The sequence below is a fragment of the Kitasatospora sp. NPDC054768 genome (assembly GCF_053612025.1).
In genome coordinates this window covers 1-19,762 of sequence record NZ_JBSHBN010000025.1, presented here as the reverse complement: position 1 = coordinate 19,762, position 19,762 = coordinate 1, and the positions used below count along the sequence as shown (strand labels likewise).

The following is a 19,762-nucleotide window of genomic DNA, read 5'->3' as shown; positions in this document are numbered from 1 at the left end:
CCCGCCCCTCGGCGTATGTTGACGCCCATGCCTGCCAAGTCCCGTACGTATCAGCCGCAGAAGGTGAGCGCCGCGTTGACGGCGCAGAGCGAGGCGGTGCGCGTGGTCGTGCACCAGCTGACGGAGTCCGATCTGGAACGGCCGACCCGGCTCGGCTCCTGGAGGGTGCGGGAGCTGGTGACCCACCTGAGCCTGGCGCTGAGCCAGCTGTCCGCCGTGCTGGACCTGCCGGAGGTGGACGGGCCGGTGCTCCCGCTGGCCGACTACGCGACGCTGGCCGGAACGATGGCCGGCTTCGTCGACGCCGCGACCACGGAGCACACGGCGGCCGGGTTCGCCGGCCCGCCCAAGGAGGTGGTCGCCGAGTTCGACCGGTCGCTCGACGCCGTGCTGGCCGTGCTCGACAGCCGGGCCGCGGCGGAACCGGAGCGGCGGGTGACCTTCCTGAGCGGCCATCCGATGCTCCTGAGCGACTACCTGGTGACCCGGCTGATCGAGGCCGTGGTGCACGCCGACGACCTGGCCGACGCGCTCGGCCTGGACGCCTTCCCGCACGACCGCGAGGCCCTCGCCACCGTCTCCCGGATGCTGGCCGACGCCCTCGCCGGGCAGGTGCCCGGCGGCGCCGTCGAGCTGCGCGTCCCGCCGTTCGCGGTCGTCCAGGCGGTACCGGGGCCGAAGCACACCCGGGGCACCCCGCCCAACGTGGTGGAGACCGATCCGCTGACCTGGATCCGGCTGGCCACCGGCCGGGCCGACTGGGCGGCGGCGGTGGAGGCGGCCGAGGTGTCCGCCTCGGGGGAGCGCAGCGACCTGCGGGAGTACCTGCCGGTGCTCTGTTAGGGCGGCTGCCCAGGACCCGCCCCCGCCGCCGCGGTTCTACGGGACGGACGGCCCGCCCACGTACGTGCCCTGTGCCGAGTACGGCCAGGCGTTGGGCGTGCAGCCCTTGAGGCCGTAGATCTGCTGCATCATCGCGGGGGCGGGCTTGCCCTCGCCCGGGCAGCCCTCGTGCCCGTGGCCGATCCGGTGGCCCACCTCGTGGTTGACGATCAGCGCCCGGTACTCCTCCAGCGGTCCGCTGAACTGCGGTGAACCGGTGTTCCAGCGCTTGGAGTTGACGAGCACCTGGTTGCCGACGTTGCAGTTGACCTCGCCGTGGGTGTCCAGCCCGGAGGCGCCGCAGATCCGGTCCACGGTGGCCGGCGAGGCGATCTTCACGGCGAAGTCGTACGGGCCGTCGGCGACCAGCTGGAAGCCGTTCTTGCGGTCGTTGGTCCAGCCTCGTCTGTCGCCGAGGATGGCGTGGATCTGCGTGGCGGCGGTCGGGGCGTCGATGCCGATGCCGTCCTCGACCTCGATCCGGTAGCGGCGTACGTTGCCGCGTCCGACCGGCTTGGCGGTGGCCGGGGCGACGGTGAAGGTGCCCGCGCCCTTGGTGGGGCCGGGGTCCGGCGCGGCGGGGGCGGGCGGCGGGGTGTCGGCCGGGGCGGGAGCCGGGGGCGGCGCCTGCTCCGCCGTCGGTGCCGCCGTGGTGGCCTGCTCGCCCGGCGGGGCGACCCTCGCCTGGGCGGTCGGGGCGGCGGCCGGGGTTCCCGCTGGGCGGTACAGCATGATCGCCGCGGCCCCCAGTACCACGGCGGAGAGCACGAGTGCCGTGAGCATGCCAGGACCGGGTCCGCGTCGCGGCCTGCGGCGTCGGCGACCGCCCTTCCGGGGCGGTGCGGTGCGCCGGCCGACGGATCGGGCTGCGGACATGATCTTCACAGTGGCAGGCGAACGGGTGAATGTCCACACGCCTCGTATGTGACTTCGGCGTCGCGGGACGGGCGCCCGCCGGGGACGGCGGTTGACCCCTGCGTCTCGGGTGGCAGACTTCAGGGCATGGCGATTCACAGGAACCTTCTCGACGGTCCCGAACCCACTCTCCTCCCGGAGGAGGAGCGGCCCTACCGGATGCTGGCGGAGGAGTCGGCCTCCCCCACCCAGGTGGCGGCCGAGTTCCCGGTCTTCTGCCTGGCCTGGGCCATGCTCGCCGACGACGCCTACGCGGCCGGCCGGTACGTCGAGTCGTACGCCTACGCCCGTACCGGCTACCACCGCGGGCTGGACGCGCTGCGGCGCAACGGATGGAAGGGCCACGGCCCGGTGCCGTGGGAGCACCGCGGCAACCGCGGCTTCCTGCGCTGCCTGGCGGCGCTCGCCCGGGCGGCCGGCGCGATCAAGGAGACCGAGGAGGAGACCCGCTGCTGGCAGTTCCTGAAGGACAGCAGCGCGGAGGCGTACGCGGAGCTCAAGCAGTAGACACCCCCGGACAGACGGGTGCCCCCGGCGGTTTCCGCCGGGGGCACCCGTCCGTCACGTCACGCCCGGGGCGCGGGGCTCACGCGGCCCGTGGGCCCCGCGTCGGGCGCGGGACTCACTTCAGGCGCTTGCCCGCCGAACGCAGCTGCTCGGCGGCCTCGACCACGCGGGCGGCCATGCCGGCCTCGGCCAGCTTGCCCCAGGTGCGCGGGTCGTAGGTGTTCTTCTTGCCGACCTCGCCGTCGACCTTCAGCACGCCGTCGTAGTTGGCGAACATGTGGCCGGCCACCGGGCGGGTGAAGGCGTACTGGGTGTCGGTGTCCAGGTTCATCTTCACGACGCCGTTCTCCAGCGCGGTGGCGATCTCCTCGGCGCTGGAGCCCGAGCCGCCGTGGAAGACGAAGTCGAACGGGTCGGTCCTGCCGTACTGCTTGCCGATCGCGTCCTGGAGCTCGCGCAGGAGCTCCGGCTTCAGCACGACGTTGCCCGGCTTGTACACGCCGTGCACGTTGCCGAAGGAGGCGGCCAGCAGGTAGCGGCCCTTCTCGCCCAGGCCCAGCGCCTCGGCGGTGCGCACGGCGTCGTTGACGGTGGTGTACAGCTCGTCGTTGATCTCGTGGGTGACGCCGTCCTCCTCGCCGCCGGTCGGGGTGATCTCGACCTCAAGGATGATCTTGGCGGCGGCGGCCTGGGCCAGCAGCTCCTGGGCGATGCCCAGGTTGTCGGAGAGGGTCTCGGCCGAGCCGTCCCACATGTGCGACTGGAACAGCGGGTTCTCGCCCCGGGCCACGCGCTCGGCGGAGACCGCCAGCAGCGGGCGGACGTAGCCGTCCAGCTTGTCCTTCGGGCAGTGGTCGGTGTGCAGCGCGACGGTGACGTCGTACTTGGCGGCGACGATGTGGGCGAACTCGGCGAGCGCGACGGCGCCGGTCACCATGTCCTTGTTGTGCTGGCCGCCCAGGAACTCCGCGCCACCGGTCGAGATCTGGATGATGCCGTCGCTCTCGGCCTCGGCGAAACCACGCAGTGCGGCGTGCAGCGTCTGCGACGACGTGACGTTGATGGCCGGGTAGGCGAACTTGCCCGCCTTGGCCCGGTCCAGCATCTCGTTGTAGACCTCGGGAGTTGCGATGGGCATGCGATCCGCTCCTGTCGGGTTGCGGCGTACGGACGGTGCTGTCCGACGCTGTGTACGCCTTCGTGACGACTCCGTGCCGGCCCGCCGACGCGCGGCGTTGCGGTGTGGCTCTCCGGCACGTTCGCGGCGACCTGCGCGGTACGGCCATGAGGGTGGTGTGCCACCGCGGACCGGACGCCTGTGCCATCTTCCCAGACTCGTGCCCGCGGGTCAGCAGGAGCCCGCCATGCGGAACGTCGCACGGCACGGGCGCACGGCGGCCGCGGGCGGCTCCGGCGGGCGGCCGGGGGGCGTCCCCCGCCGGGCGCCGTCGGCACGGTGCGCCCGGGTCGTGGGCACGGTGCGCCCGCGTGGTCGGCACGGTGCGCCCGCTATCCTGCGCCCGTGGACTACAACCAGCTGGCCGTCAACCTGCTTGACGCCAAATCCCTGATCTCGTCCCTCGGCGCCATCGGGCTGATCGCGATCATCTTCGCGGAGACCGGCCTGCTGGTCGGCTTCTTCTTCCCGGGCGACTCGCTGCTGATCCTCGCGGGTGTCGCCGCCTCGAACGCGGCCTCCTCGGTGCTCGGCGACGGTGCCAAGCTGCCGATCGCCGTCCTGCTGATCGGCTGCCCGATCGCGGCGATCGCCGGCGCCCAGCTCGGGCACCTGATCGGCGCCAAGGTCGGGCCGAAGATGTTCGACAAGCCCGATTCGAAGATCTTCCGACGCGACTACGTGGTGAAGGCGGAGGAGTACTTCAACAAGTTCGGCTCCGGCAAGGCCGTGGTGCTGGCCCGCTTCATGCCGATCATCCGCACCTTCCTGAACCCGGTCGCCGGCACCCTGGAGATGCCCGCCCGGACCTTCTTCCTCTGGAACGTGATCGGCGGCGTGCTGTGGACCGAGTCCATGCTGCTGATCGGCTACTTCTTCGGCGACGCGCTCGCCCCGGTGATCGACAAGTACCTGATCCCGGCGGTGCTGCTGATCGTCCTGCTGTCGATCTCGCCGATCCTGGTCGAGATCATGCGCGAGCGGAAGAAGAAGCGGGCCGGCATCGGCGCCGAGGTCGACGAGGAGAGCCAGGTCCAGGCCGGCGGCGGCCGGCACCGGCGGGGCTGAGCTCCCGGCGCTCCGGACACGGCGAGGGCCGGTGCTGTTTCACGTGAAACAGCACCGGCCCTCAGTCGTTCGTCGTACCGGACGGGATCAGAGACCCAGGTCGTCCAGGGTGTAGGCGGTCACGTACTCCAGGCCCTGGGCCTCCACGGCGGCCGCGCCGCCGCGCTCCACGATCACCGCGACGCCGACCACCTCGGCGCCCGCCTCGCGCAGCGCCTCCACGGCGGTCAGCACCGAGCCGCCGGTGGTGGAGGTGTCCTCGACGGCCAGCACCCGGCGGCCCTTGACCTCCGGGCCCTCGATCCGGCGCTGGAGGCCGTGCGCCTTGCCCGTCTTGCGGACCACGAAGGCGTCCAGCTGCTGCCCGCGCGCGGCGGCGGCGTGCAGCATCGAGGCGGCCACCGGGTCGGCACCCAGGGTCAGGCCGCCGACGGCGTCGTAGTCCAGGTGCGAGGTCGCGTCCAGCATCACCCGGCCGACCAGCGGGGCGGCCACGCCGTCCAGCGTGATCCGGCGCAGGTCGACGTAGTAGTCGGCCTCCTTGCCGGAGGAGAGGGTGACCTTGCCGTGCACGACGGCCTTGTCCTTGATCTGTGCCAGCAGGGCGTCGCGGTCGTTGCTCATGAGCGTTCAGTCTAGGCCCTGACGGTTCCCGCGGCGCTCCGGGCTCAGCGTCGGCGCAGCGCCCTGACCAGCACCACGGCACCACCCAGCAGGGCCACCGAGCCGCCGATCACCCACGGCACCGCGCTGCGGCCGCCGGTGCCCGGCACCACGATCCCGCCGGCCTCGCCGCCCCAGCGGGACGCCGCCCGGGCCCGCGCGCTGCGGGCGGGCAGCGCCGGGGCGTACGGGCCGCGCGGCGGGGCGTGGTCCACCTCCTCGGCGGACCGGCCGACGATGCTGCGGCGCACCGGGCCGCTGAGCACCGGCTCCTCCTCGTACGCGAAGAGCGGCTCGGCGGGGAGCTCCTCGGCGACGCCGTCCTGCTCGGCGGAGCCGTCCGCGGCCCCGTCCTCGACGTCGTCCTCCTCGTCCTCGTCGTCGGCGGCGGAGCCGGTGGGCAGGCCGAAGCGCTCGGCATCGGCGTCGGAGAAGGCGATCAGGTCGGAGAGGTCGTCCTCCAGGTCGTCGCCGGGCTGGTCCTGGCGGTCCTCGATGAAGACCACACCGGCGTCGGCCCCGGCGTTCCCGGACCCGTCCTGCCCGGCGTCCTCCTCCTGGTCCTGGTCCTGCGGCTGCTCACCCTCCGGGGCGACCAGCGCGGCGGCGAACCGGTCCAGCAGACGGCGGCCGGTGGCGTCGAGGGTCTCCTCGTCGAACTCGGTCAGCCGGCCGGTGGCGCTCAGGTCGCCGGTGAAGCGGATCACCGCGGTGCCGTCCTCGGCGCCGTCCGCGACGCTGACCCGGACGGTGGCGGTCACCTCACCGGTGCCCCGGGCCTCCTCGCCCTCGGCGAACACGGTCAGCACGCCCTCCCGGCCCCCGATCAGCGACAGCACGCCCTTGTACGTGATCGTGGAGCCGCCGATCCGCAGCTTCAGCCGGCCGCCGATCTCCTCGGCCGCACCGGCGCCGACCGCGGCCGGCTCGGTGCTCAGCCCCGGCACACTCCGCGCCAGCAGCGCCGGATCCTGCAAGGCCTGCCGGACCGGCTCGGCGGACAACGGGACGAGAACCTCATGCTCCATGTCACGGAGCCTACCGACTGGGCCGCGCCCGGTCCCTACCCACCACCACCGGATTTTCCCCGCCCCACCTGTTCCCTTGGCCGTCGCACCATCGCCGCGGCCGCCCGCACGGGCACCCCGCCCCGGCCCGCCACGGGCGCGGGGCGGGGCTTCCGAGAAGACGGTTCCCCGGGGTTGGCCTCGGCGGGGGCCGGGCGGCCTCAGCGGGGACCGAGGAGGGTGAGGGCCGCCGGGGGGTGGGCCGGGCGGAGGGCGGTGAGGCGGGCGGTGGTGGCGTGGAGGGTGTCGGGGGTGAGGGCGCGGGGCGACGGGGCGTCGGGGGCGAGGGTGAGCGGGGGCCGGGTGGCGGCGGCGAGGAGGAAGTTCTGGGGGTCGTCCGGCGGGCCGGGGCGGCAGGCGGCGGTGGCGCTGCCCGGGACGGCGTACGGGGCGGTCTGCAGGCCCGTCGTCCGCAGACCGGACTCGATCTGCCAGAGGCCGTCCAGGTCGTTCCCGGCGCGGACGGCGATCCGGCCGCCGGGGGAGAGCAGCCGTGCGGCGAGGCCGTAGAACTCCTGGGAGTGGAACTTGACCGGCCCGCCGTCGGCCGGTGCCGGGAGGTCGGCGAGCACCACGTCGTACGGTCCGTCCCCGCCGGGGGCGCCGGCGCCGCGCAGCCAGGCCAGCGGGTCGGCCGCGGTGGTGCGGACCCGGGGGTCGTCCAGCGAGCGGCCGCCGAGGGCGGCGAGCCCGGGGTCGGTGCGGGCGAGCCGGGGCAGGGCGGGGTCGGCGTCGACCAGCCGGACGGTGCGCACGCCCCGGTGCCGCAGCACCTCCCGCAGGGCGAGCCCGTCGCCGCCGCCGAGCAGCAGGACGCGGGCGTCCGGGCCGGCCGCCATGGCGGGGTGGACCAGGCCCTCGCTGCTCCGGTACTCGTCCGGTCCGCAGACCGCGAGCCGGCCGTCCAGGTAGAGCCGCAGGGGGCCCTCGGCGGGGCCGGTGAGCACGATCTCCTGGGACCGGCTGCGGGTGGCGTAGCGGACCTGGTCGCCGTACAGGGCGTGCCGGGCGGCGCGCTCGACGGCGTCGGAGCCGGCCGCGGCCGTCGCGAGCAGGGCGAGGACCAGCAGACAGCCGCCCCAGAGCAGCCGTCGGATCCGGGGGGCGGGTTCCTCGCGGAACAGCCAGAGCACCACGGCCGCCCCGGCGACGGCGTTGACGGCGCCGGTGAGCAGGGCGCCGTCGCCCGGTCCGAGGGCGGGCAGGATCAGGAACGGGAAGGCGAGGCCGCCGATCAGCGCGCCCACGTAGTCGGCGGCGAACAGGTCGGCGACGGCGCGTCCGGCGTCCTCGCGCCGGATCCGTTGGATGAGGGTCATCAGCAGGGGGATCTCGGCGCCGATCAGGACGCCGATCAGGCAGGTGAGGCCGACCATGGCGGCCTGGTAGCGGCCGATCCAGGCCCAGCAGGAGTAGAGCGCGAGGACGGAGAGTCCGCCGGTGAGCGCGAGCGCGCATTCGACGAGGGCGAAGGCGGTGGCGGGCCGGCTGGTGAACCGTTTGGCGAGCAGTGAGCCGAGGCCCATCGCGAACACCATGACGGAGAGCACGACGGAGGTTTGGGTGACCGTGTCCCCGAGCAGGTAGTCGCCGAGCGCCACGAGTTCGAGCTCGTAGACGAGTCCGCAGGCCGCGCAGACGAACGCGGCCAGCAGGACGGTCAGGCGGGCGAGCCGGGGGCTGGAGCGCAGCCGGGACCGACGGCGGGCGGGCGGGAGTGGGGCGAGGCCTCGCCCGGGCCGGGGTGGGGCGCCGTCGTCGAGGTCCACGCGCGGGCGTGCGGGCGGACCGGTCGGATGGTTGATCACGAACAAACGCTAGGGGACGTGCGGGACGGATGGATGCGCCCATCCGACGGACAGTGGGCGACATCGGATTGACGAACCGTTCCTGCGTACGATTCGTAGGCCTGGGCCGGGCGGCCTACGGCCGGATCGGTGTTCCGGTCCGGACTTCCGGCGGTCATGCCCCGGCCACCCCGGTCACCACCAGCGAGGAGCGGGTGCACACCAGCTGCCCCTCCTGCGGGTAGGCGTGCCAGGTGCGCCAGAGCAGCCGGTCCGCGCCGCCCTGGGTGACCAGCGCGGTGAAGGCGCTCGGGTCGCCCGGGAAGACCCCGGCGAGGCCCCGCGGGTGCCCCTCGACGAGGGCCAGCAGCTCCTGGGCGCGGGCCGCGAAGTCGTGCGGCGGCAGCGCCTCGATCCGGGCAGCGAACTCGTACTCCCAGCCGCCGACCTGCTTGGCCACCCGGGCCGGCAGCGGGGTGCGGCGGCCGGGCAGGCAGGCGACGGTCTCCAGGCACTGGCCGGGGCCCGCGTCGATCACCACCTGGTGGGAGGCGCCCAGCAGGCGCAGCTGGAGGGTGCCGGGCGTGCCCGGGTGGCCGCCCCCGTCGAGTCTCAGGTCGCGGACGGCGAGAGCGGGCAGCGGGTCGCCGCCGAGGCACCAGGCGAGGTCACCCGCCCGGGTGTCCGTGTAGGAGGTCTGCAGTGTGGTGAGCATGCTCGGCTCCGCGTTTCAGCTCCGTGCGCGCCCGCCGAGCAGCAGCGAGTAGGCCTAGGCGATGGCGAGGCTGTTCGTGGCTGTGCGGCCCTGGGCGCGGCCGACCGTGGAAGGAAGGATTCCGGCTGGAGATTCAGCAGCAGAGAAGCACGAATACGCCGGGTCCGCCGGTGATTTACCCAACTTTGTCAAGCATTCACCGTTTCGAGCACACCTGCTTCCCGGCTCTGATCGAGCCCGTGTACGAGTCTGCACAGCGCGCGCCCCTGTCACCGGATCGTGCGCCGTGCGCGCCGGGTGTGCGCTGCCCGGGCGCATCACACACCGCCGCCCTCCAGGCGCGGGGCGTGGAGGGCGGCGGGGGAGTGCCCGGATGCTCGGAAGGATTGCCGCAATGATGGCAAACAAGCAAGCTGATCAAGGAAGTTGATGAGCCATCAGCACTGATGTCGGATCACGGACATCCCTGTTCGAAGGGCGTGAAAGGGGGCGTGCGGTCCCTCACAGGCGCCGCAGGCGGGTGACGGCCTCCTGGAGGACCTCGTCCTTTTTGCAGAAAGTGAAGCGGACCAGGCTACGGCCGGCCTCCACGTCGTCGTAGAACACCGCGTTCGGGATGGCGACGACGCCGCAACGGCCGGGCAGGGCACGGCAGAAGTCGATGCCGTCCTTCTCGCCGAGCGGCGTGATGTCGGTGGTGACGAAGTAGGTGCCCTCGGGGGTGAAGGCCCGGAAGCCGGCCGCGGTGAGGCCGCCGAGCAGCAGGTCGCGCTTGCCCAGCAGGTCGGCGCGGAGGGTGTCGAAGTACGTGTCGGGCAGCCGCAGGGCCTCGGCGACGGCGTACTGGAAGGGGCCGGCGCTGACGTAGGTGAGGTACTGCTTCGCGGTGCGCACGGCCGCGACCAGGTCCGGGCTCGCGGTGACCCAGCCGACCTTCCAGCCGGTGAAGGAGAAGGTCTTGCCGGCGGAGGAGATGGTGACGGTGCGTTCGCGCATGCCGGGCAGGGCCGCGAGGGGGTGGTGGACGGCGCCGAAGACCAGGTGCTCGTAGACCTCGTCGGTGACGACCAGCAGGTCGTGCTCGACGGCGAGCGCGGCGACGGCGGCGAGCTCCTCGGCGGTGAGGACGGTGCCGGTGGGGTTGTGCGGGGTGTTGATCAGCAGCAGCCGGGTGCGCGGGGTGATCAGGGCGCGCAGCTCGTCCAGGTCGGGACGGAAGGCCGGGGCGCGCAGGGTGAGCGGCACCCGGGTGGCGCCGGCCATCGCGATGCAGGCGGCGTAGGAGTCGTAGAAGGGTTCGAGGGCGATCACCTCGTCGCCGGGCTCCAGCAGGGCCAGCAGGGTGGCGGCGATGGCCTCGGTGGCGCCGGCGGTGACCAGCACCTCGGTGTCCGGGTCGTACGCGAGGCCGTGGAAGCGCTGCTGGTGCTCGGCGATCGCGGTGCGCAGCTCGGGGACGCCGGGGCCGGGCGGGTACTGGTTGCCCCGGCCCTCGCGCAGGGCCCGTACGGCCGCCTCGCGGACCTCCTCGGGCCCGTCGGTGTCGGGGAATCCCTGGCCGAGGTTGATCGATCCGGTGGCCGTGGCCAGGGCCGACATCTCGGCGAAGATCGTCGTGCCCATCCCGGTCAGTCGGCGGTTCAGCAGCGGCCTGGTACCCATCGGTGGCTCCTCACGGCTCGTCGTCAGGGCCATCCTGGGTCAGCCGGGGGCCGGGGACAAGAACGGCCCACCACCGGCGCGGAGGGCGGTGGCGGGCCGGACCGGAGTACCGGGACGGGATCAGGCCTCGTCGGTGCCCTCGCCGTCCTCGCCGTCCTCGCCCTCGATCTCGTTCTGGAGGCCGAGGCGCTCGACGATCCACTGCTCGAAGCCGACCGCGGCCTGGGTCCAGTTGGCGGTGGTGGTGACGAAGTAGTCCAGGTTGACGCCGGTGCCGACGATCATCTGGGCCTCGCCGATCAGGCGGACCACGCCGTCCTCGTGGGTGTGGGTGTAGACCTTGGGCCAGAGGGTCTCGCGGTTCCACTCGTCGATCAGGTCGAGGATCTCGCCCTTCTTCTCCAGCGGGTAGGCGCGGTCGTAGAAGGCGCGCACCGCGAAGAGCTCCTTCTGCTCGCCGCGGAACATGTAGTAGACGCGGAAGCCCTCCCAGGGGGCGGTGAGGTCGCCCTCCTCGTCCACGACGTGCTTGAGCTGCATCTGGTCCAGCAGCTGGGTGACCAGGGCCTGGTCCGGGACGATGATCGGCGGCGGGCCGGCCGGCCGCCCGCCCTGGCCGCCGGGCTGGCCGCCCTGGGGAACGCCGAAGGACGGGATGGACGACGGGTCGATGCTCATGGGGGTCCTCTTCCTCAGTGCACGTGGTGGCCGGCAATGAGAGGCCGCCCTTTTCACCTCCCATCCTGCCTCATCCGGGGCTCCGCTCACAGGGGTGGCCGAGGGGCGCGTCGATCTTCGTCCGGCGCTCCTCCCGCCGTCGTCCGGCGGTTCCGGCGGCGGTGGGACGGGTGTCGGTCACCGAGGGTGTGCGGGGCTCGGGCCGGGGGTGGGAACCCCGGTGGGGTGTGGGCCCCCGGAGGGGCGCGCGTGAGCCACGTCACGCGCCCGGCGCGCTGGTTCGGCTGCCGTCCCGGCCGGATGCGGTTAGCGTGCGACGGAACTCGATTCGATCAAATCCCGGCCAGGCCGGGGGAGTTGAGCTGTCCTGAGGTGGACTGTCCGAAATTGAGGGGGGAACAGGAGTGGGTGGAGCGGCGACGGGGGACGGCGCGACGCTCGGGGCGCTGCTGCGGAGCATCCGGCTGGACCGGGGCATGACGCAGGAGCAACTGGGCGAGGCGACCGGGCTGAGCGTGCGGTCGATCCGGGACCTGGAGCGGGGGGTGTCCTGTCCGCGGGTGTCCACGCTCAGGCTGCTGACCCAGGCCTGGAGCCTGCCGGACGTCCAGGTGGCCGAGCTGCACCGGCTGGCGCGCAGCCGGCGGGACCGGACGCGGCGGCTGCTGCGACGGGCGGCGGCGGAGTGACGGCGGCCGCCCCCGCCGCCGGAGCGGAGGGGGCGGCCCGGGTGCCGGACGCCCGGCGGTGCTACTTCTCCAGCGGCCCCCGGCCGCGGACGGTCAGGCGGTCGCCCGCCTCGTCCCGCTCGACCAGGACGGTGTCCCCGTCGTGCACCGCGCCGGACAGGATCGCCCGGGCCAGCTGGTCGCCGATCGCGGACTGCACCAGGCGGCGCAGCGGGCGGGCGCCGTACGCCGGGTCGTAGCCGGTGAGCGCCAGCCAGTCGCGGGCGGCCGCGGAGACCTCCAGGGTGAGCCGCCGCTCCCGCAGCCGCTCGCCCAGGCGGGCCACCTGGAGGTCGACGATCCGGCTCAGCTCGCCGGTGCCCAGCGGCTCGAAGACCACGATGTCGTCCAGCCGGTTGAGGAACTCCGGCTTGAACGCGGACCGGACGGCGCCCAGCACCAGCTCCCGCTTGCGTTCCTCCGGGGTGGCCGGGTCCACCAGGTACTGGCTGCCCAGGTTGGAGGTGAGGATCAGGATGGCGTTGCGGAAGTCCACCGTGCGGCCCTGCCCGTCGGTGAGCCGCCCGTCGTCCAGCACCTGGAGCAGGACGTCGAAGACCTCCGGGTGCGCCTTCTCCACCTCGTCCAGCAGCACCACGCTGTACGGGCGGCGGCGGACGGCCTCGGTGAGCTGGCCGCCCTCCTCGTAGCCGACGTACCCGGGCGGGGCGCCGACCAGGCGGGAGACCGTGTGCTTCTCGCCGTACTCGCTCATGTCGATCCGGACCATCGCCCGCTCGTCGTCGAACAGGAAGTCGGCCAGGGCCTTGGCGAGTTCGGTCTTGCCGACACCGGTCGGGCCGAGGAACAGGAAGGAGCCGGTCGGGCGGTCCGGGTCGGCGACGCCGGAGCGGGTGCGCCGCACCGCGTCCGAGACGGCCTGCACGGCCTCCTGCTGGCCGATCAGGCGTCGGCCCAACTCCTCCTCCATGCGCAGGAGTTTGGCGCTCTCGCCCTCCAGCAGCCGGCCGGCCGGGATGCCCGTCCAGGAGGAGACCACGTCGGCCACGTCGTCCGGGCCGACCTCCTCCTTGACCATCGAGGCGGAGGTGTCCTGGCCTGCGGCGCGCTCCTGTGCCTCGGCGAGCTCCGCCTCGGCGGCCGGGATCTCGGCGTACATCAGCTTGGACGCCCGCTCGAAGTCCCCGTCGCGCTGGGCACGTTCGAGTGCGCCCTGGAGGTCGTCCAGCCGCTCCTTGAGCTCGCCGACCCGGTTGAGGCTCTTCTTCTCCTGCTCCCAGCGCGCCGTCAGCACGCTCAACTGCTCGTTCCGGTCGGCGAGATCGCGCCGCAGCCGGGCCAGACGGTCCACCGAGGCCGGGTCGGACTCCTTCTCCAGGGCCAGTTCCTCCATCCGCAACCGGTCCACGGAGCGCTGGAGTTCGTCGATCTCGACCGGGGAGGAGTCGATCTCCATCCGCAGCCGGGAGGCCGCCTCGTCGACCAGGTCGATCGCCTTGTCGGGCAGGAAGCGGGAGGTGATGTAGCGGTTGGACAGGGTGGCCGCGGCGACCAGGGCGGCGTCCGAGATCTGCACCTTGTGGTGCGCCTCGTACCGGCCCTTGAGGCCGCGCAGGATGGCGATCGAGTCCTCCACGCTGGGCTCGCCGACCAGCACCTGCTGGAAGCGGCGCTCCAGGGCCGGGTCCTTCTCGATCCGCTCGCGGTACTCGTCCAGCGTGGTGGCGCCGACCATCCGCAGCTCGCCGCGGGCCAGCATCGGCTTGAGCATGTTGCCCGCGTCCATCGCGGAGTCGCCGCCGGCGCCCGCGCCGACCATGGTGTGCAGCTCGTCGATGAAGGTGACGACCTGGCCGTCGGAGGCCTTGATGTCGTTCAGGACGGCCTTCAGCCGCTCCTCGAACTCGCCGCGGAACTTGGCGCCCGCGACCATCGCGCTGAGGTCCAGCGCGACCAGCCGCTTGCCGCGCAGCGACTCCGGCACGTCGCCGGCCACGATGCGCTGGGCCAGGCCCTCGACCACGGCGGTCTTGCCGACGCCCGGCTCGCCGATCAGCACCGGGTTGTTCTTCGTCCGGCGGGAGAGCACCTGGACCACCCGGCGGATCTCGTGGTCGCGGCCGATCACCGGGTCGAGCTTGCCGTCCCGGGCGGCCTGGGTGAGGTCGGTGCCGTACTTCTCCAGCGCCTTGTAGGTGCCCTCCGGGTCCGGTGAGGTGACCCGGCCGCTGCCGCGGACGTCCTTGAACGCGGCGAGCAGCGCCTTCGGCGCGGCACCCTGGTGCGCCAGCAGTTCGGCCACCTGGCCGCCCTCGGCGGCCAGGCCGACCATCAGGTGCTCGGTGGAGACGTACTGGTCGTCCAGGTCGTTCGCGCGCCTGCCGGCCTCGGTGAGCACCGCGACGGTGTCCCGGGCGAGCTGGGGCGCGGCGACCGTCGAGCCCATCGCGCTGGGCAGCGCGGCCGCCTGGCGGCGGGCCTCGGCGTCGACCCGGGCGACGTCGGCCCCGACCGCCTCCAGCAGGGGCCGGGCGATGCCCTCGGGCTGCTCCAGCAGGGCGATCAGGATGTGCACCGGCCTGACGTCCGGGTTGCCGGCCGTGCCCGCCTGCCGGATCGCGGCGGACAGGGCGTCCTGCGTCTTGGTGGTGAACTTGCTGGCGTCCACTGCTGGGGGGTCCTCCCTCGTCGTCCTTCACTACTGCTGCGTACAGCATGCACTAACTTGAGTCTATTCCGCTCAACTTTCTGTTTCCCGCTTCCGTCTCAACTTCTCGGCGAACGTGTGACCGACCGCCGGGTCAGCCCCAGCAGCTCCCGGGCCGGCCCGCCCGGCCGCTGCCCGGCCGGCCAGACCGCGCGCAGCGGCCGCCGCAGGTCCAGCTCCGCCACCAGCGGCACCTCGACCAGCCGCCGGGTGGCCAGCTCCTCCGTCACCGCCAGCTCGCTCAGGCAGACCGGCCCCGCCCCGGTCATCGCCGCCGCCTTCAGCGCGGTGGACGAGGCCAGCTCCATCCGGGGCCGCGCCACGCCCCCGTACGGCCGCAGGGCCATCTCCAGCACCTCCCGGGTGCCCGAGCCGGGCTCGCGCAGCGCCAGCGGGGTGGCCGCCAGCTCGGCCCCGGTCAGCGGGGCGCGGCGGCGCGCCCACGGGTGCCCGGGCGCCACCACGACCACCAGCCGGTCGGCGGCCACCACCACGCCGGCCAGCCCGGGCGGGGTGGTGGGGCCCTCGACGAAGCCGAGATCGGCGTCCCCGTCCAGGACGTGCCCGGCGACCTCCGCCGAGTTCGCCGTCCGCAGCGTCACCGCCGTCCCCGGGCTGGCCTCGGACAGGCCCAGCAGCCAGCCGGGCATCAGGTACTCGGCGACCGTCAGACTGGCCACCACCCGCAGCTTGGCGTCCCGCCGCTCGCGCAGCGCGTCGATCCCGGCATCCAGCGCCTGCGCCGCCTCCACCACCTGCCGGGCCCACTCGACCACCAGCCGGCCCGCCTCGGTCGGCCGGCTGCCCCGGGGCGAGCGGTCCAGCAGCGGGACGCCGACCTGCCGCTCCATGCCCTTGATCCGGGCACTGGCGGTCGGCTGGGTGACGCCCAGCTCGGCCGCCGCCCGTCCGACACTGCCCAGCCGGGCCACCGCGAGCAGCAGTTCCAGGGCGCCGAGTTCGGGGACGTGCGGAGAGAGGGCCATAGGTTCAGGCTATGCCCCCATAGAAGCCCCGGCGCTACCGGCCGCCCGGCCTTCCGGGCGACGGTGGGGACATGTCCACTTTGGCCGGTATCCGCCCCCTCGCCCGCCCCGCCGTCCGCCGCCGGCCCGACCTCGCCCAACTCGGCCCCAACTGGTACGCCGCCGTGATGGGCACCGCGATCCTGGCGAACGGCGCCGCCGTGCTGCCGGTGCGGCCGCCCGGGCTGACCGCCTTCGGCGAGGCGATGTGGGCGCTCGCGCTGGCCGCCCTGCTGGTGCTGGCCGGAGCCCGGCTGGTCCACCTGACCCGGCACCGCGAGGCGGCCCGCGCCCAGCTGCTGGACAACCCGGCCACCGCGGTCTTCTACGGCTGCCCGCCGATGGCGCTGCTGGCGGTCGGGCTGGGCACCCTGCTGCTCGGCTCCCGGGTCATCGGCACCGGCCCGGCGGTCGCCCTGGACGCGGTGCTGTGGAGCCTCGGCACCCTGTACGCGCTGGCCGTGGCCGGCGGCATCCCGTACCTGATGATCACCCGGCACCGGCTCTCCGCCCTGGAGGCCAACCCGACCTGGCTGCTGCCCGTGGTCGCCCCGCTGGTCGCCTCCGCCTGCGGCCCCGCGCTCGTCCCCCACCTGCCGGCCGGGACGGCCCAGCAGGCCATGCTGTACGGCTGCTGGGCGCTGTTCGGGGTCGGCCTGCTGGCCACCCTGGTGCTGCTGCCGGTGGTGTTCACCGGGCTGCTCCACAGCAAGCTGCCCGCCCTGGCGCTCACCCCCTCGCTGTTCCTGGTGCTCGGCCCGCTCGGCCAGTCCGTCACCGCGGTCCACCAGCTCGCCGACGCCGCCCGCCCGGTGCTGCCCGCGCTGGCGCCCGCCATGGCCGACCTCGCCGAGCTGTACGGCGTGGCGGTGATCGGCGTCGCCATGCTCTGGCTGGCCGTCGCGCTCACCGCCAACCTGCGGGCCCGGAGGGCCGGGATGCCGTTCGCGATGACCTGGTGGGCGTACACCTTCCCGGTCGGCACCTGCGTCACCGGAGCCTCCGCGCTCGCCCGGCACACCGGCTTCGGGGGCTTCAGCGGCCTGGCCGTCGGCCTGTACCTGCTGCTGGCGCTCGCCTGGGTGCTCGCCGCGGGCGGCACCGCCGCCGGGCTGGCACGGGGCCGGCTGCTGGCCCGCTGAGGCGGCGCCGGACCCCCGGGCCTGCGTGAACGCGCAGCTCAGGAGCATGCGGCCGGTGCAGGAACGCGCACGGCCGGGCAACGGCGCTGCCGGGTGGTGCCGACGCCCCCGGGCCACCCCGGTTCCACCGGAATCCACCCCGCCGTCCGGACCGTCGCGCCCGCGGCCGGATGCAGGTAGCTGCAATTGCGCGAACATGCACTCGGGCGGCACTTGTTCACCGGCCGTCACGCTGTGAGGGTGGAGACACGCCAAGTCGTCCGGGCAACCGCAGCCCGATGGTGGCGACTCGCTCTTCGATGCTGACCGCAGGTGCGACATCCCGCGCCGGTGGAACGGGGGGGAAGAGCGCCGGGCCGGGGCCCATGTGTGGTGATGGCCCCCGGACCGGACCCGTCGAGGCGTTGCTGCTCCGCCTCGACGGGAGCGCCTTGACTGGCGTACCGATGGCGGCCCCCGGACGACCCGGCGTGCGACGGCACCCGGGCCCGGGGTCCGCCGTCCCACCCGGTACCGTGACCGCCTGATCCATGATCACGCCGTACCGGCCCACCGGTGCCACGGCTCGTGCGGCGGGGAGCACGGGCAGACCAGGGGAGAGGCGTCCGGCAGGGAGAGTGCGACGTGACGGCGGAACCGGCGGTCACACCGCACCACGGGCCCGTGGGCGAGGAGCCCGACGAGGCCGCCCGGCAGCTCTACCTGGCCATCATCGCCGAGGGCGGCCGCGTCCCCACCGGCGAGGTCGCCGACGTCGACCGAGGAGCGCTCCAACAACTCATCGACATCGGCCTGTTGATGGTCAACCGGATGGACCGCTGCTACACCGCGGTCAGCCCGCGCTCGGTCAGCGACCGCCTCGGCGCCGAACTGCGCAGCGAGGCCACCCGGCTGCTGGTCCGCGCGGAGAACCTCCCGGGCGCCCTGGACGGCCTCACCCGGGCCTACGACGCGATGCCCCGCCCGACCGACCGGGCCGGCGGCGCCGTCCACGTCGAGGGGCACGTCCACATCCGCCAGCGGATCTCCCAACTGGTCTCCGACTGCCGCTCCGAGGTCCTCACCGCCCAGCCCGGCCACCGGCCCGCCGACACCCTCCAGGTCGCCCTCCTCCAGGACGTCCAACTGCTCCAGCGCGGCTGCTCGCTGCGCACCATCTACCAGCCGGTCGCGCTCGCCGACCCGCCCGCCCTCGCCTACGCCGAGGAGGTCATCCGGCACGGCTCGCTCATCCGGGTGCTCGACGAGCCCTTCCAGCGGCTGATCGTCTTCGACCGCTCCGTCGCCGTGATCTCCGCCAACGACGACAACAGCACCGCCGCCTTCATCACCGACCCGGCCACCATCACCTACCTGGTCGGCACCTTCGAACGCGACTGGGCGCGCGCCGACACCGCCGAGGGCGCCGCCCTCGGCCAGGCAACCGCCCGCACCATCCCCGACCGGGTCGGAAGGCTGCTCGCCCGCGGCCTCACCCAGCGCGCCGTCGCCACCCGGCTGGGCCTGAGCGAACGCACCGTCGCCGCCCACATCTCCCGGCTGCGCGACCGCTACGGCGCGCAGACCCTCTTCCAGCTCGGCTGGCTGATGCGAGGCGCCCGCGATGACCGATGAGCCGGGCCCGGCCGAGCGGGCCCTCTACCTCGCCGCCGTCCGGGGCGGCGGCCGGCTGCGCCCCGAGGACCTCGCCCCCGCCGACCGACCCACCCTGGCCGCCCTCGTCGCCCGCGGCCTGCTCACCCCCACCGCCACCGGTTGGACCGCCGCCAGCCCGCGCGCCCTCGGCGACCGGATCGGCCTCGAACTGCGCACCCGCGCCGTCCGCCTGCTGCGGCACGCCGAGCGGCTCCCGGGCACCCTCGGGCCGCTGTCCCGCGCCTACGACGAGGCGCGCAGCCCGGTCGGGGGGCCGCCGGCGGTCGGTTCCCGGGCCGTTGGTTCTGTGGGCTCCCCGGCCACAGGCTCCCCGGCCGTCGCCCTCGGCGGCACCGTCGGCGGCACCGTCCTCGGCGCCGCCGAGGTCCGCGGGCGGGTCAGCGAACTCGTCTCGGAGTGCCGGGAGGAGGTCCTGGCCGCCCAGCCCGGACCGCGGCCGCTCGAAGGACTCCGGATGGCCCTCGCCCAGGACCTCTCGCTGCTCCGCCGCGGCTGCTCGCTGCGCACCCTCTACCAGCCGGTCACCCTCGCCGACGCCGGCGTGCGGAGCCAGGTCGTCCTGCGCACCGGGCAGGGCGCCCAGGTGAGGGTCCTCGCCGAGCCCTACGAGCGGCTGCTGGTCTTCGACCGCGCGGTGGCCGTCATCCCCGCCGCCGAGGACCTCAGCCGGGCCGCCTTCCTCACCGACCCCACCACCGTCGCCTACCTCGCCGCCCGGTTCGAACGCGACTGGGCCCGCGCCACCCCCGCCGGCCGCCACCTCGACCCGCCGTCCGTCACCACCGTGCGGATCGGCCGGCTGCTCGCCCGCGGCCTCACCCAACGGGCCGTCGCCACCCGGCTGGGCGTGAGCGAACGCACCGTCGCCGCCCACATCTCCCGGCTGCGCGACCGCTACGGCGCCCACACCCTCTTCCACCTCGGCTGGCGGCTGCGGGGCGAGCACCATGACTGACACGCCCGCCACCCCGTTCACCGCCGCCCGCGCCCTCCACCCCGCCGTCCTGCGCGAGGGCGGCCGGGTGCGGGCGGCCGAAGTCGGCGCGGAGGACGGGTCGGCGCTCCAACGGCTGGTGGAACTCGGGCTGCCGGTACCGCAGTTGGTGGACGGTTCGTACAGCGCGATGGATCCCCGGGCGGTCGACTGCGCGGCAGGAGCCACCGGACTCGGCTGCGCGATCCGGGTACTGGACCGTCCCTTCACCCGTTTCCTGGTCTTCGACCCCACCGTGGCCGTGATCCCGGCGGCTCCCGACAACACGGTCGTCGCTCTCGTCGAGGCCCCGCGATGCCGGCCTACCCGGTCGGGGTCTTCGAACAACAGTGGCAGCAGGCGCAGGTTGTGGATCGGGTTGCCCCGGCGGCCACTTCGATGGAGCCCGCCGCCCACCAGCAGGTCGGTCGGCTGCTCGCCCGCGGCCT

The 19,762-nt window shown here is 74.0% G+C and carries 17 protein-coding genes and 1 pseudogene; 8 read left to right on the top strand and 10 right to left on the bottom strand.

All coding sequences use genetic code 11. The features are described from left to right. Positions 1-27: 27 nt before the first annotated feature. Complete coding sequence (locus ACWGKU_RS10500; RefSeq protein ID WP_401047078.1) at positions 28-843, top strand: maleylpyruvate isomerase family mycothiol-dependent enzyme; 816 nt, start codon at positions 28-30, stop codon at positions 841-843. 36 nt (positions 844-879) lie between these two features. Here ACWGKU_RS10500 and ACWGKU_RS10495 read toward each other — a convergent pair whose 3' ends face one another. Then, a complete protein-coding gene (locus ACWGKU_RS10495; RefSeq protein WP_401047079.1) occupies positions 880-1,665 on the bottom strand; it encodes a DUF3152 domain-containing protein in 786 nt (261 codons plus the stop codon). A gap of 219 nt (positions 1,666-1,884) precedes the next feature. On the opposite strand from ACWGKU_RS10495, the gene ACWGKU_RS10490 reads away from it, so the two are divergent. After that, positions 1,885-2,304, top strand: coding sequence for a DUF3151 domain-containing protein (locus tag ACWGKU_RS10490; RefSeq protein WP_359897720.1), 420 nt, complete (start codon positions 1,885-1,887; stop codon positions 2,302-2,304). Positions 2,305-2,419: 115 nt separating this feature from the next. Here the strand turns inward: ACWGKU_RS10490 and fbaA are convergent, their stop codons facing one another. Further along, a complete protein-coding gene (fbaA, locus tag ACWGKU_RS10485) occupies positions 2,420-3,442 on the bottom strand; it encodes a class II fructose-bisphosphate aldolase (RefSeq protein WP_401047082.1) in 1,023 nt (340 codons plus the stop codon). 384 nt (positions 3,443-3,826) lie between these two features. Here fbaA and ACWGKU_RS10480 point away from each other — a divergent pair, with 384 nt between their 5' ends. Beyond that, complete coding sequence (locus tag ACWGKU_RS10480) at positions 3,827-4,549, top strand: DedA family protein (RefSeq protein ID WP_359897722.1); 723 nt, start codon at positions 3,827-3,829, stop codon at positions 4,547-4,549. A gap of 87 nt (positions 4,550-4,636) precedes the next feature. Here ACWGKU_RS10480 and pyrE read toward each other — a convergent pair whose 3' ends face one another. The 6 genes from pyrE to ACWGKU_RS10450 form a co-directional block, all read right to left on the bottom strand. Further along, a complete protein-coding gene (gene pyrE, locus ACWGKU_RS10475; RefSeq protein ID WP_359897723.1) occupies positions 4,637-5,173 on the bottom strand; it encodes an orotate phosphoribosyltransferase in 537 nt (178 codons plus the stop codon). A 44-nt stretch (positions 5,174-5,217) separates the two neighbouring features. After that, positions 5,218-6,240 (bottom strand): SRPBCC family protein, encoded by a 1,023-nt coding sequence (locus ACWGKU_RS10470; RefSeq protein ID WP_401047085.1) that lies wholly within the window; start codon positions 6,238-6,240, stop codon positions 5,218-5,220. 200 nt (positions 6,241-6,440) lie between these two features. Further along, positions 6,441-8,087, bottom strand: a complete 1,647-nt coding sequence (locus ACWGKU_RS10465) for a polyamine aminopropyltransferase (RefSeq protein WP_452178180.1) — start codon at positions 8,085-8,087, stop codon at positions 6,441-6,443. 154 nt (positions 8,088-8,241) lie between these two features. Then, a complete protein-coding gene (locus ACWGKU_RS10460) occupies positions 8,242-8,781 on the bottom strand; it encodes a DUF2617 family protein (RefSeq protein ID WP_380541384.1) in 540 nt (179 codons plus the stop codon). A 501-nt stretch (positions 8,782-9,282) separates the two neighbouring features. Beyond that, entirely contained in the window at positions 9,283-10,443 is a 1,161-nt protein-coding gene (locus ACWGKU_RS10455) for a pyridoxal phosphate-dependent aminotransferase (RefSeq protein WP_401053435.1), read from the bottom strand. A gap of 120 nt (positions 10,444-10,563) precedes the next feature. Further along, complete coding sequence (locus tag ACWGKU_RS10450; protein ID WP_452178179.1) at positions 10,564-11,121, bottom strand: YbjN domain-containing protein; 558 nt, start codon at positions 11,119-11,121, stop codon at positions 10,564-10,566. Positions 11,122-11,525: 404 nt separating this feature from the next. On the opposite strand from ACWGKU_RS10450, the gene ACWGKU_RS10445 reads away from it, so the two are divergent. Then, positions 11,526-11,810 carry a helix-turn-helix domain-containing protein gene (locus tag ACWGKU_RS10445; RefSeq protein WP_359897729.1) on the top strand — a complete coding sequence of 95 codons (285 nt, stop codon included), beginning with the start codon at positions 11,526-11,528 and terminating at the stop codon, positions 11,808-11,810. A 61-nt stretch (positions 11,811-11,871) separates the two neighbouring features. Here ACWGKU_RS10445 and clpB read toward each other — a convergent pair whose 3' ends face one another. Further along, on the bottom strand, positions 11,872-14,478 hold the full coding sequence (gene clpB, locus ACWGKU_RS10440; protein ID WP_401054330.1) for an ATP-dependent chaperone ClpB: 2,607 nt from the start codon (positions 14,476-14,478) through the stop codon (positions 11,872-11,874). 98 nt (positions 14,479-14,576) lie between these two features. Then, a complete protein-coding gene (locus tag ACWGKU_RS10435; RefSeq protein ID WP_452178178.1) occupies positions 14,577-15,503 on the bottom strand; it encodes a LysR family transcriptional regulator in 927 nt (308 codons plus the stop codon). 71 nt (positions 15,504-15,574) lie between these two features. Here ACWGKU_RS10435 and ACWGKU_RS10430 point away from each other — a divergent pair, with 71 nt between their 5' ends. From ACWGKU_RS10430 to ACWGKU_RS10415, 4 genes and pseudogenes are all read left to right on the top strand, one after another. After that, positions 15,575-16,684: a TDT family transporter gene (locus ACWGKU_RS10430; protein ID WP_401056117.1), complete on the top strand. Its 1,110-nt coding sequence runs from the start codon at positions 15,575-15,577 to the stop codon at positions 16,682-16,684. A 624-nt stretch (positions 16,685-17,308) separates the two neighbouring features. Continuing rightward, positions 17,309-18,298 (top strand): LuxR C-terminal-related transcriptional regulator, encoded by a 990-nt coding sequence (locus ACWGKU_RS10425; RefSeq protein WP_452178177.1) that lies wholly within the window; start codon positions 17,309-17,311, stop codon positions 18,296-18,298. Beyond that, a complete protein-coding gene (locus ACWGKU_RS10420; RefSeq protein WP_452178176.1) occupies positions 18,288-19,295 on the top strand; it encodes a LuxR C-terminal-related transcriptional regulator in 1,008 nt (335 codons plus the stop codon). The genes ACWGKU_RS10425 and ACWGKU_RS10420 overlap by 11 nt, the downstream gene beginning before the upstream one ends. Beyond that, positions 19,288-19,762: pseudogene (locus ACWGKU_RS10415) on the top strand (hypothetical protein); the annotation flags it as partial. The gene ACWGKU_RS10420 and the pseudogene ACWGKU_RS10415, both read left to right, overlap by 8 nt.